The sequence below is a fragment of the Lactobacillus sp. WILCCON 0149 genome, assembly GCF_057197965.1.
The window spans coordinates 466,917-478,957 of the sequence record NZ_JBUBHO010000001.1 but is presented as its reverse complement, the minus strand read 5'-3'; the positions used below and the strand labels follow the sequence as shown (position 1 = coordinate 478,957).

Sequence of the window (12,041 nt, the reverse complement as noted above, 5' to 3'; positions counted from 1 at the left end):
CCAAAGCTTTTTCTTCGTTTTACATGCTTTGTTTTTTGACTAGTTAAAGGAATACAGCCGCTGCAGGAGCAAGTAGGCCCCGCTGACCATCTGCCGCATAGGCAGAACGTCCCTTGAGACGAAATGGCCCACCAGCCGGCGTTTAAAGGACTTGTAGGTCTCCAGGTCATAAGTCTTCAAGAACTGCCAGAGCTCGTCTTTTTTGGCAATATACTCCTTCTTCTTGCCCCGGATCAAGATAACGCTGGTTACGCCCGTGACGGCCTCTAAGAAGTACTTCATGTATCTGGCATAAGGCGCCCGCTTGTTGACCTGGGAAGCGTAGAAGACGATCAGCTGCTTGTTGATCAAGATCTGCTGGTCAATCTTCTTCAGCATCACCTTTTCATTGACTGACTGGTCGTCTCTGCCGATAAAGTAGTGGTAGAGGTTGACCGGCAGGTAGCGCATGGTCTGCACCTCTACCATCGGCTCAAAGACAAAGATGTTATCATCATATGATACCTTAGTTGGTAGGGTTACCTTGGCCCGCTCCAGGACTTTCCGGTTGTAGATGACGGAGTGGAGCATGAAGTACTGGCCCATCCGCAGCTTGACCTCATCCCAGGAGAAGGTCCGCCCGACCGGCAGATGCGGGAACTTGATCACCCGCTGGCGGCCAACAGCTGGCTTATCGTAGACATAGTTGGCCAAAAAGAGGTCGACTTCCGGATTCTGTTCCAGGTAATCCAGCACCTCTTGATAGGCCTCCTGGTCCAGCCAGTCGTCGCTGTCGACGATCTTGACGTACTTGCCCTTGGCCAGGCGCAGGCCGTGGTTGATGGCCCCGCCGTGGCCGGCATTTTCCTGGTGGACGACTTCCAGGTCCAGGTTTAAGTATTTAGCTTGGTAGTCATCTAGCATCCGGCCGGTTTCATCAGTTGACCCATCGTCAACCAGGATGATCTGCACCCGGTCACCGCCCGGCAAAAGGGAGTCGACGCAGCGATTTAAGTATTCAGCTGAGTTGTAGCAGGGAACGATAAGAGTTAATAATTTTTCCACCTTGATACACTTCTTTCAGTTCGGCTATTTGTCCCCTACTAGTATAGCAAGATTTCTTAAAAGAAAGCCTTTTCCAGCACTAAAATTTTCTTAAAGCAAGATTAGGGCAAAGAAAAACTCCCCGCCAAAAGGCGAGGAGCTTAACTTAGGGATAATTAGGCCATCAAAGCGATTGGGTCCAACTTGATCCCAGGGCCAAAGGTTGCGGCAACTGCGCAGCTCTTGATGTATTGACCCTTAGCTGAAGCTGGCTTTGCACGCAAAATAGCGTTTTGCAAAGCGCGGAAGTTTTCAGTCAATTGTTCTTCAGTGAATGAAACCTTGCCGATAGCAGCGTGGATTGAAGCTTGACGGTCGACACGGTATTCTACTTGACCAGCCTTAACGTTTTGAACAGCCTTGGCAGTGTCCATAGTAACAGTACCAGTCTTAGGGTTTGGCATCAAGCCCTTAGGCCCAAGCACACGACCCAAACGACCAACCTTAGCCATCATCATTGGAGTAGCGATGACAACGTCGAAGTCCAGGTAACCGTTTTGAACCTTTTCTACCAGGTCGTCTGCGCCGACTTCGTCAGCACCGGCAGCCTTGGCTGCTTCAGCTTGTGGGCCTTCAGCAAATACGATAACCTTTACAGACTTACCAGTACCGTTTGGCAAAACGATTGAGCCACGGATTTGTTGGTCAGCTTGCTTAGGGTCAACGCTCAGGTTGTAAGATACTTCTACGGAAGCGTCAAAGTTAGCGTATGAAGTTTCCTTAACCAGCTTGATAGCGTCTTCTACTGAGTACAACTTGTTGCTGTCAACCTTCTTGGCAGCTTCTACGTATTTCTTACCATGCTTTGGCATGAAAAATCCTCCTTGTATGTGTGGTCAAACGAGCTTTCTCTTTGCTCTCCCACCTGACTTGTTAATTGGTAAAAATTAACAAATTAGTCCTTTACTTCGATACCCATACTTCTAGCAGTACCTTCAACCATGCGCATAGCAGCTTCGATTGAGGCAGCGTTAAGGTCCTTCATCTTAGTTTCAGCGATTTCCTTAACTTGAGCAGTGGTTACTGAACCAACCTTGTTCTTGTTAGGTTCGCCTGAAGCCTTTTGAATGCCAGCAGCTTGCTTCAACAAGACTGGTGCTGGAGGAGTCTTAGTTACGAAGTCGAATGAACGGTCTTCGTAAACAGTGATGACTACAGGGATGATCATGCCCTTTTGGTCAGCAGTACGAGCATTGAAGTCCTTAGTAAAGCCAACAATGTTGATACCTGCTTGACCCAAAGCAGGACCTACTGGAGGTGCAGGGGTTGCAGCGCCAGCTGGAATTTGTAACTTAACAACGTTAATAACTTTCTTTGCCACGGTCAAAACCTCCTTGATTCCGTGATGCGGTTAAAATGGAGAGTTTCCACACTCTCCTCCCACAATAATAAAGTACGTTTAATATAGTACTCTGAAAAACGGCAGAATGCAAGACTTTTTTCTTTAGTCTTCCATCTTCTTGACTTGGTCAAAGTCCAGTTCAGCCGTAGTAGCGTGGCCAAACATGTCGATGGTCAAGAAGAGCTTTTGCTTGTCGTCCTGGATTTCAGCGATCTTGCCGACCATGCCGTTGAAAGCACCTTCAGTGATCATGACGTTTTCGCCAACTTCGTAGTCGTAGTCAACCTTTTCAGTTGCTTCGCCTTCTTGCATCTGCAGGATGGCTCTGACTTCTTCCTCGTAAAGCGGGGAAGGCTTGGAACCACCGCCGTGGCTGCCAACGAAACCAGTAACGTTAGGAGTGTTCCGGACAACAAACCAGCTTTCGTCAGTCATGACCATTTCAACCAAAACGTAGCCAGGGAAGACCTTTTCGTTAACTTCTTCCTTCTTGCCGTGCACGTCTTCGATCTTTGGTTCTTGCGGAACGACAACCCGGAAGATGTAGTCCTGCATCCCCAGTGACTGGGCCCGGGACAGCAAGTCGGATCTAACCTTGTCTTCAAAACCAGAGTAAGTGTGCAGGACGTACCATTGCTTCTTGGCGGATTCTACCATAATTTCTTTAATCTCCTTTTTGGCAAACAAAAAAACCTCGCTAAAGAGGTTTTCCTAGAAACTAGCATGATTATAACATACTTTGTCGCTCTTACAGAACTAATTGAATCAATTTTGCAAAGGCCCAATCCAAGGCACCCAAGAAAATCGCGTAAAGCAGAGAGGTTACGACCACGTTCACCGTGTCGCGCCGGTTTTCCTTAGCACTTGGCCAATGAACCAGTTTCATTTCCTGACCAACGCTCTTAAAAAACTTAATCATCCCTGTCTACCTCGTTTCCTTGTGCAAAGTCTTCTTGCCGCAGTGCTTGCAAAACTTGTTCAGTTCCAAGCGCTTGGTGCGGTTGTTGTTTGCAGTGATTGAGTAGTTCCGTGACCCACAAACGCTGCAGGCCAAAGCTGCTTTCTTTACTGCCATAATATTCACCTTCAAACTTCATTTGATTTTAGCAAAAATCCGCCCTAAAAGCAACTATATATATGACCGACTTTGCCGGGCTTTATTTTCACATCTTAAGTGGTCCCTGTGTCATAATGGTACTATCGAAAATGCAACTGTTGTATTCCATGAGGAGAAAAAATGAATCAACACCCCGAATACCTGCTTAACAAGATCAAGTCTCCAGCTGACCTCAAAGTCCTGGACCTGGAAGAAATGAACCAGCTGGCTTCAGAAATCCGCCACTTGATCATCGAAAAAGACGCGGCAGTCGGCGGCCACCTGGGTCCTGACCTGGGGGTCGTGGAACTGACCATCGCCTACCACTACGTCTTTGACGCCCCTGGAGACAAGATCATCTGGGACGTCTCCCACCAGACCTACCCCCACAAGATGCTGACCGGCCGGGCTTATGCCTGGCTGGACCCGGAAGCTTACGGCAAGGTGACTCCTTACACCAACCCCGATGAAAGTCCCTACGACTACTACGCCGTTGGCCACACTTCTACCTCCATCTCTTTAGCCACCGGCATGGCCAAGGCTCGGGACCTCTTAGGCGGCAGCGAGCGGATCATGGCCGTCATCGGCGACGGCTCCTTGACCGGCGGGATGGCTTACGAAGGCTTAAACAACGCCGCGATGGAAAAGGGCAACCTGGTCATCGTCATCAATGACAACCAGTGGTCCATTGACAAAAATGTCGGCGGCTTGACCACGGCCCTGAAGAAGCTGAGAGACAGCCAGGGACAGGATCCAGAAAATCCTTTTAAGGCCTTCGGCTTTGACTACCGCTATGTGGCTGACGGCAATGACCTGGAAAGCATGATTAATGCCTTCAGCGAAATCCGTGACGTCGACCATCCCCTGGTCTTGCACGTCAACACTTTAAAGGGCAAGGGCTATGAACCAGCCATCCAGGATGAAGAAAAGCACCACTGGGTCCGGCCCTTCAATTTAAGCGATGATTCGCCAAAGACCGTGGCCGCTGGCCCGACTCCAGCGGAAATTGCCGTTAAGACCGTGGCCAGCGCTATTGACGGCGGCCAGGAAAACATCATGGCCGTCACGGCCGCTATCCCTGGTGTCTTTGGCCTGGACTCCTTTAAAGAGTCTTACCCGGACCACTACCTGGACGTCGGGATCGCCGAGCAGGATTCCGTGGCCTTCGCGGCAGGCTTTGCCAAGGCCGGCGGCCGGCCGGTCCTTTTTGAAAACTCCACCTTCCTGCAGCGAGCCTTTGACCAGCTCAGCCATGACGTGGCCGCCAACAACTTGCCAGTCGTCATGATCGTGGCTGGCGGCGGGATCCAGGCCAACTCCAAGACCCACGTGGGCGTCTTTGACCAGGTCATGGTCAGCAACCTGCCCAACTGGAAGTACCTGGCCCCGACCAGCTTGACTGAAGAAGCAGCCATGATCAACTGGGCCCTAAAGCAAAAAGACGGCCCCGTAGCTATCAAGCTCCCGGTCCGGCCAGTTCCAGCCGGCGGTGCCGTTTTAGAAGGCTACCGGCACATCCACTACCAAAAGCGGCGGACCGGGCAAAAAATTGCCATCCTGGCTTTGGGCGACATGCAGGAATTAGGCAGCCAAGTTGCTGAAGAACTTGACGCTGCCCTCTACAATCCTTTGTCAGCCAATATCTTGGATACTGACTGCCTGGACCACTTAGCCCGCCACTACCAGGCCGTAGTTACTTTAGAAAACAACATCCTGGACGGGGGCTTCGGGCAAAAGGTAGCCTCCTACCTGGCTGACCGGCCGATTTTGGTCAAGAATTTTGGCGAAAAGCGGGAATACACCGATGTTGACCAAAGCTACGACCAGATCCTGGTTCACAACCAATTGACGGCTGAGCAAATCGTTGCCAGCGTCAAACAATTATTTAACTAAGACGATTTCAAAGCAGAAAAAAACGGCGACTCGTAGAGCCGCCGTTTTTCGCCCCTTCCCCTCCCTTATGGGAGACAAGAGGTCAGGAATGTAGGGAAAAGATTATTTCTTAAGGTGTTCGTTGACAAAAGCGATGATCTTGTCGTCAGAGTCGCTCATGAATGGAAGCATGGCTTCCTCAGTCTTGTCGGTGTTGTGGCCGTTTGACTCCATGAAGTAGTCCCAGAGGGCATCTCTTACAGGAGTGTCTGAGTCACTCCAGTCAAAAACTTCTTTCATTGAACGGTCCAGCAAAGCTGTCTTTACAATTTCTGACATTTTGATTACCTCCTAAACAATTTTTTCATCCTACACCTATATTATAATCCGAATTGGCTAAAATGTTTACGCTCCCACTCGCAATTTTAGCTTGATTTTTTCCTTCACCCGGTATTTGGCCCGCATGAGCCCCATCTCGCTTACCTGGTACTGGCGCTTGATCTCCCCGGCCTGCTTATAGCCCAGTTCCAGGAGCAATTCTTCTAGCTCCAGCATGCTCAAAGACTCAACCAGGTCCTGCCAGTCCAAAACAGGCGCTGGTGGATCCGCGATTAGGCAGGAAGCCTGCTCAAGTTCGCCAGCTACGTCTTCCCAGTAGACCTGGTCACTAATGGATAGGCGCTTTTTCCGCTTGCCCCGTCTGATCAAGTTGACGGCCCGGTTGTGCAGGCTGACCTTGTAAAAGCCGACAAATGGCTTCTCTTGCGTCAGATCAAAGCGCTTGGCCGTCTTATAGCAGAGGATCAAGGCCTCTTGCTCCCAGTCCTGGCTGTCATATAGCTCCACAAAATACTGCTTGATGGTGCCGCCGATCACTGGCAGGCAGCTGTAATACAATTCTTTAAGGGCCTGGTCATCATCCTCTTTTTGAATCCGGCTGATCAGCAGGCGCTCTCTTTCCTTTGTCAATCCCATAATAAAAAGCCCTTTCATTCTGTTTGCCCACAGAATAAAGGACTTTTTTCTTTGACAGAATCGAACCATTGTTTGATTCTATCACTTTTCGCAAACTGTAAACGATTTGCCTTACAAAGGGTGGCGGCTGTTAAAGGCCTGGTAGAGCAAAACCCCGGTTGCCACTGAAGCGTTAAGGGATTGGACGTGGCCAATCATCGGGATGGTCAGGGTCTGGTCCATTTGCTTAAGAAGAAGCGGGGAAATCCCCTTGCCTTCATTGCCGATGACTAAAACGGTCTTACCGTTAGCATTCCACTTCCGGTAGTCGTCGCCTTCCATGGCCGTCCCGAAGATCCAGTAGCCCCGGTCCTTCAAGGCCTGGCAGGTTTGAACCAGGTTGTTCACCCGGGCAACTGGGACGTGGTCAATAGCCCCGGTTGAGGTCTTAGCGACCACGCTGGTCAGACCGCTGGCCCGGCGCTTAGGGATGATCACTCCGCTGACCCCGGTCGCGTCGGCGCTGCGGAGGATGGAGCCCAGGTTGTGCGGGTCTTCAATATTGTCCAGCATAAGCAAAAGAGGAGCATCTTCTTGGTCCAGTTTGTCCAAGAGCTGGTCAAAGTCGGCGTATTCAAAAGAGGCCACAGCCAAAACCAGGCCCTGGTGGTTTTCCCCGCCAGTCAGCTTGTCCAGCTTGTTTTTCGGCACCCGCTGGATGATCAAATGCTTCTTTTTGGCATAGCGGTAGACCTCTCTGGCAAAGTCCTCCTGGACCCCTTCAGCCAGGAAGACCTTGTTGATCTTTTCACTGTCCTGGGTTTTCAAAAAGTCGATTCCGGCATGGCGGCCGAAGACAAAATCCTTGTTAGTTGAAGACATATTCCCTTGTCCCTTCATTTTCCACCTCATCAATGCACCAGGCAATCAATTCCTTGACTCTGGCATCTTCTCCGGCCAAATCCAGGTAGCCAAAAACGGCTTCAAAGCCGGTTGACATCTCATACGTGGCCAGGCTGGTGTTTTTGGCCTTGGTATGGGTCTTGGCGTTTCTGCCCCGCCGGTAGGCCTTTTCTTCTTCTTCGGTCAAAAAGCCGGTGTCCAGCATTTTTGCAATCAAGCCGGCCTGGGCCTTGGCTGAGACATAGTGAGTCGCTGCTCTTTGCAAGTTCTGCGGCTTCAGCATCCCGCCCTTGATCAAGTGCCGGCGGATGGCGGCTTCATAGATCCCGTCGCCTAAGTAGGCAAGAGTCTGCCCGCTCAAGGTATTGGGATCGATTTCCTTCTCAGTTAACTTCTGTACTTTATTCACGGCTCCACCTGGTTCCTTGCGGGGTATCCTTGAGGACTACCCCCATTTCTTTAAGCTGGTCGCGGAGTTCATCACTCTTGGCCCAGTCCTTGTTCTTTCTGGCCTCAGTCCGCTGGGCCACCAATTCTTCGATTACGGCGTCATCATCGCCGGCTTCCTTAGCCAGAAGCTTGTCAACATCCAGGCCAAAGACGCTGAGCCAGGCGGTTAACTTTTCAGCAAAAAGCTGCAAACTGTCCTTGTCGGCTTTTTCAGCGTTAGCGTTGGAGTTGACGGCTGGCAGGGCTTCGTAGATGGCGGTCAAGGCGTTTTGCACGTTGAAGTCATCGTCCATGGCTGCTTCGAACTTAGCCGTGGTTTCAGCAAGCAGCTTTGCCAGGTCTGGGTCTGGCAAGCTTTCAGTTGCGTCAGCCAGGCGGTACTTGATCCCTTCCAGGGTGTTCTTGAAGCGGTCCAGAATGTTGGCGGCTTGGGCCAGATTTTCTTCAGAGTAGTTGATCTGGCTTCTGTACTGGACGCTGGCCATAAAGAAGCGGAGAACCTGGGGGTCAACGGTCTTTAAGATATCGTGGACGGTCACGAAGTTGTGCAGGGACTTGGACATTTTTTCCTCATCCTTGCCCACGGTCACGAAGCCGTTGTGCAGCCAGTAGTTGACGAACTTCTTGCCCGTCTTGGCTTCACTTTGGGCAATTTCGTTTTCGTGGTGGGGGAATTCCAGGTCCTGCCCGCCCCCGTGGATGTCCAAGGTGTCGCCTAAGTACTTGGTGGACATGACTGAGCATTCAATGTGCCAGCCAGGCCGGCCCTTGCCCCATGGGGAGTCCCAGGCAATTTCGTCTGCCGCCTTCTGCCCCTTCCAGAGGGCAAAGTCGATTGGGTCTTCCTTGCGGTCTTGTTCTTCATCGTTTACGTGCTGGGAGGCCCCTTCTTCCAGCTGGTCGATGTTCTGATCGCTGAGGCGGCCGTAGTCAGCGAACTTTTTGGCCCGGTAGTAGACGTCCCCGTCTGCTTCATATGCGTAGCCTTTATCAATCAGGGTCTGGATGAAGTCGATGATGGCTGGGATTTCATGGGTTGCCCGCGGGTGAAGAGTAGCTTCTTCGATGTTCAAGGCCCGGGTGTCTTCCAGGAAGGCCTTGATGTAGCGTTCGGCTAATTCCGGCACGGTCGTGCCTTCTGCCCGGGCTTCGTTGATCATTTTGTCATCGACGTCGGTAAAGTTGGAAACGTAGTTGACCTTGTAGCCCTTGTATTCAAAGTAGCGGCGGATAGTGTCAAAAGCGATGGCGCTTCTGGCATTGCCGATGTGGATGTAGTTGTAGACCGTCGGCCCGCAGACGTACATGCTGACCTGGCCGTCAACCAGGGGTTTGAATTCTTCTTTTTGCCTAGTTAAAGTGTTGAAAAGCTTCACGATATTTTCCTGCTTTCTTTTACAAGTTTTTCCTTACCTGCAATAATTCAGTACTTAACACTCTACATTTTAGCAAACTATCACGGCCCTTGGCGGCAAAATACCGGCTGGCAGTGGTAAAATCTGTGGAAACAGAGAAAAATAGAAAAAATAGAGAGAAGAAAAATGACCCTACTGACAGATTTAAAAAATTACCAGCCCTTTAACGAACAAGAAGCAGCAGACGTCAAAGAGATGATCTACCGGCTGGAGACCGGGGAAGAACTGTTCTTGCGGTCCAATTTGGCCGAGCACTTTACGGCTTCAGCCTGGGTGGTCAACCCGGCAAGAGATAAAGTCTTAATGGCCTACCACCGGATCTACGACTCCTGGGCCTGGCTGGGCGGGCACGCCGACGGCGATCATGACCTTTTGCATGTGGCTTTAAAAGAAGTCGAAGAAGAAAGTGGGGTTAAAGCAGATCCAGTCACAAAGCAGATCTATTCTGTTGAGATTTTGACCGTGGACGGGCATGAGAAAAGGGGCAAGTACGTCCCGTCACACCTGCACTTAAACGTCACCTACCTCTTAGAGGCAGACGACAATTTGCCCATCCGGCCTAAAGAAGACGAAAACAAGGCTGTTGCCTGGTTTGCCTTGGACGAAGCCCTGGAAAAGTCAACCGAGCCCTGGTTTGTCGACCGGATCTACTCCAAACTGAACGCCAAGCTCAAGGACTATCCGGTGAACTAAAAACTTTTTTCAAAAAGACGCTTGACAGGCGCTTATTCCCGTTTTAAGATTACATTAATTAAAAATTAAAGCAATTTAAGAAAAGTATCGATTAGAAGAGTAACCAGGTCCGGCTTTTTCCAGAGAGCTCAAGTTGGTGCGATTGAGCAAAAGCCGCCTGGCGAAACACATCTAAGAACTGGTTGGCCGAAATAAAGTAGGCCTTCCCGCTAGCGAGCGTTACCACGGCTGCCCTGGGTGTTCCTGGAAACTGGCCTTCTTTGCCCTTTCCGGCGACTAGTCAGCGGCAGTGTAAGGTCAGTTGCCGTGAGACAGCTGATGAAATGAAGTGGGACCACGACTAACAATCGTCTTCAAGGAAGCAATTCCTTGAGGGCGATTTTTTCTTTCTTTTCGTTTCTTACTCTTTCTTTTTTAATCTTTCTTTTTCTGCCAGCTTTAAAAATGATTTTGTAAAGGAGTCCGCCATGAAAGAGTCAAACATGTTCAAAAATACCCCGTCTGCCTTAAGTGGCCGACATCCCCTCGCTGCTTTTTAAAAAAGAAAACGACATTGTTCTGCATCAGTAATTTTTAGAAAACACCGAGGAAAAGATCATGAAAAAATCAGCCATCATCACTTTAGCCCTGTCCGCCAGCCTGCTTTCCGCCTGCTCAAGCAGCTCCGCCAGCAGCTCTAAAACCAAGCAGGTCTTAAACTGGTTCTCCGCTGGGGAAATCTCCACCATGGACCCGGCTCTTAACAATGACGTCTACGGCGGTGAGCAACTGGACGCCACCATGGAAGGCCTGGTCCGCCTGGGCAACAACTCCAAGGTCCTGCCCGGCATCGCCAAGTCCTGGAAGGAAAGCAAGGACGGCCTCACTTGGACTTTCAACCTTAGGAAAAACGCCAAGTGGTCCAACGGGGAAGACTTGACGGCCGAAGACTTCGTCTACGCCTGGCGCCGGCAGGTCAACCCTAAGACCGCCTCAACCCAGTCCAACAAGTACTCCGGCGTCAAGAACGCTGACGCCATCGTCGCTTCCAAAAAGCCCGTCAATAGCTTAGGTATCAAGGCTGTCGGCAAGTACAAGCTGGTCGTAACCCTGGAAAGAAAGATCCCTTACTTCCAATTGCTTTTGGCTGGATCTGCCTTCGCCCCGCAAAACCAGAAGTTCATTGAAAAAGCCGGCAAAAAATACGGCACGGCCGCTAAATACACCCTGTCTGACGGTCCATTCGTCATGAAGGGCTGGACCGGGTCCAACCTGACCTGGAAGCTGGTCAAGAACAAGTACTACTGGGATAAGAAAAATGTCAAGCTGACCAAGATCAACTTCAGCGTGCAAAAGTCCCAAAGCACCTCCTACAACCTCTACCAGGCCGGCAAACTGGACATGACCACCCTGTCCGCTTCACAAAGCAAGAGCCTGAAAAAACAAAAGGGCTGGCAGATCAAGAAAAGCAACCGGACCCAGTACCTCATGTACAACTTCAAGACTGATAAGAACTTGCAAAATGTCAACCTCCGCCGGGCTATCGCCGCTGCTATCAACAAAAAGTCCCTGGCCAAGACCTTGAACCTGGCTGACATCGCTGCTACTTCTTTAACTCCAAGCGGGATCACTGACCCGGTTACCGGCAAGGAATTCAGCAAGGAAGTCGTAACCAAAGAGACCAAGGCTATCCAGTCCGGGACTAAGGCCCAGGCTAAGGCTTACTACAAGAAGGCCTTGCAAGAGCTGGGCAAAAAGCAGATCACCATCAAGCTTTTAGGTGATGACACTGACGATGCCAAGAAGACCACGGAATTCATCCAAAGTACCCTGGAAAGCACCCTGGGCATGAAGGTCGAAGTTACCAACATCCCCTTCAAGACCCGCTTTGCCAGAGAAGAATCCGGCGACTTTGACGTGATCCTGGACGGCTGGAGCGGTGACTACGCTGACCCGAACACCTTCCTGGAAATGTTCCAAAAGACCAACGTCAACAACTACGGCTCTTGGGAAAACGCGGCCTACAACAAGGCTATGGAAACTTCCAAGACCACGACTTCAACCAAGAAGCGCTGGAGTGAACTGGTCAAGGCTGAACGCATCCTCCTTACCCAGCAGGGCGTGACTCCTCTTTACTACGGCAACACCGCGACTTTGGTCAACCCAAAGGTTAAGAACATCACCCTCAAAGGCGCAGGCCTGGCTTACAACTTCAAGGGTGCCTACATCAGCAAGTAATTAACTACTAAGGAGC

General features: G+C 50.6%; 14 protein-coding genes and 1 other annotated feature. Of the genes, 3 read left to right on the top strand and 11 right to left on the bottom strand.

Features of this window, described 5'->3' with window-relative positions; all coding sequences use genetic code 11:
• Positions 1–39 precede the first annotated feature (39 nt).
• From ACYVUV_RS02345 to rpmG, 6 genes are all read right to left on the bottom strand, one after another.
• Positions 40–1,044 (bottom strand): glycosyltransferase family 2 protein, encoded by a 1,005-nt coding sequence (locus tag ACYVUV_RS02345; RefSeq protein ID WP_439775793.1) that lies wholly within the window; start codon positions 1,042–1,044, stop codon positions 40–42.
• Between the two features lie 155 nt (positions 1,045–1,199).
• Entirely contained in the window at positions 1,200–1,895 is a 696-nt protein-coding gene (gene rplA, locus ACYVUV_RS02340; protein WP_050890514.1) for a 50S ribosomal protein L1, read from the bottom strand.
• 83 nt (positions 1,896–1,978) lie between these two features.
• Positions 1,979–2,404 carry a 50S ribosomal protein L11 gene (gene rplK, locus ACYVUV_RS02335; RefSeq protein WP_002876501.1) on the bottom strand — a complete coding sequence of 142 codons (426 nt, stop codon included), beginning with the start codon at positions 2,402–2,404 and terminating at the stop codon, positions 1,979–1,981.
• Positions 2,405–2,527: 123 nt separating this feature from the next.
• Positions 2,528–3,082, bottom strand: coding sequence for a transcription termination/antitermination protein NusG (nusG, locus tag ACYVUV_RS02330; RefSeq protein ID WP_484498942.1), 555 nt, complete (start codon positions 3,080–3,082; stop codon positions 2,528–2,530).
• 91 nt (positions 3,083–3,173) lie between these two features.
• Positions 3,174–3,344: a preprotein translocase subunit SecE gene (gene secE, locus ACYVUV_RS02325; protein ID WP_270449140.1), complete on the bottom strand. Its 171-nt coding sequence runs from the start codon at positions 3,342–3,344 to the stop codon at positions 3,174–3,176.
• 6 nt (positions 3,345–3,350) lie between these two features.
• Positions 3,351–3,500, bottom strand: a complete 150-nt coding sequence (gene rpmG, locus ACYVUV_RS02320) for a 50S ribosomal protein L33 (protein WP_270449142.1) — start codon at positions 3,498–3,500, stop codon at positions 3,351–3,353.
• A 162-nt stretch (positions 3,501–3,662) separates the two neighbouring features.
• Between rpmG and ACYVUV_RS02315 the strand changes: the two genes are divergently transcribed.
• Complete coding sequence (locus ACYVUV_RS02315) at positions 3,663–5,414, top strand: 1-deoxy-D-xylulose-5-phosphate synthase (protein WP_484498941.1); 1,752 nt, start codon at positions 3,663–3,665, stop codon at positions 5,412–5,414.
• 102 nt (positions 5,415–5,516) lie between these two features.
• Here the strand turns inward: ACYVUV_RS02315 and ACYVUV_RS02310 are convergent, their stop codons facing one another.
• The 5 genes from ACYVUV_RS02310 to cysS all read right to left on the bottom strand — a co-directional run bounded on the left by ACYVUV_RS02310 (position 5,517) and on the right by cysS (position 9,076).
• The gene (locus ACYVUV_RS02310; protein ID WP_270449146.1) at positions 5,517–5,732 is read right to left on the bottom strand and encodes a P8 family protein; all 216 of its coding nucleotides are present in this window, start codon (positions 5,730–5,732) and stop codon (positions 5,517–5,519) included.
• Positions 5,733–5,798: 66 nt separating this feature from the next.
• The gene (locus tag ACYVUV_RS02305; protein ID WP_484498940.1) at positions 5,799–6,368 is read right to left on the bottom strand and encodes a sigma-70 RNA polymerase sigma factor region 4 domain-containing protein; all 570 of its coding nucleotides are present in this window, start codon (positions 6,366–6,368) and stop codon (positions 5,799–5,801) included.
• Between the two features lie 111 nt (positions 6,369–6,479).
• A complete protein-coding gene (gene rlmB / locus ACYVUV_RS02300; RefSeq protein WP_439775471.1) occupies positions 6,480–7,229 on the bottom strand; it encodes a 23S rRNA (guanosine(2251)-2'-O)-methyltransferase RlmB in 750 nt (249 codons plus the stop codon).
• Positions 7,216–7,659, bottom strand: a complete 444-nt coding sequence (locus ACYVUV_RS02295) for a Mini-ribonuclease 3 (RefSeq protein WP_439775467.1) — start codon at positions 7,657–7,659, stop codon at positions 7,216–7,218. The genes rlmB and ACYVUV_RS02295 overlap by 14 nt, the downstream gene beginning before the upstream one ends.
• On the bottom strand, positions 7,652–9,076 hold the full coding sequence (gene cysS, locus ACYVUV_RS02290; protein WP_439775466.1) for a cysteine--tRNA ligase: 1,425 nt from the start codon (positions 9,074–9,076) through the stop codon (positions 7,652–7,654). Before cysS ends, ACYVUV_RS02295 begins: the two co-directional genes overlap by 8 nt.
• Positions 9,077–9,241: 165 nt before the next feature.
• On the opposite strand from cysS, the gene ACYVUV_RS02285 reads away from it, so the two are divergent.
• Positions 9,242–9,808: an NUDIX hydrolase gene (locus ACYVUV_RS02285; RefSeq protein WP_439775465.1), complete on the top strand. Its 567-nt coding sequence runs from the start codon at positions 9,242–9,244 to the stop codon at positions 9,806–9,808.
• A 78-nt stretch (positions 9,809–9,886) separates the two neighbouring features.
• Positions 9,887–10,166, top strand: a binding site (T-box leader).
• Between the two features lie 239 nt (positions 10,167–10,405).
• On the top strand, positions 10,406–12,025 hold the full coding sequence (locus ACYVUV_RS02280) for a peptide ABC transporter substrate-binding protein (RefSeq protein ID WP_439775464.1): 1,620 nt from the start codon (positions 10,406–10,408) through the stop codon (positions 12,023–12,025).
• Positions 12,026–12,041: the final 16 nt, after the last annotated feature.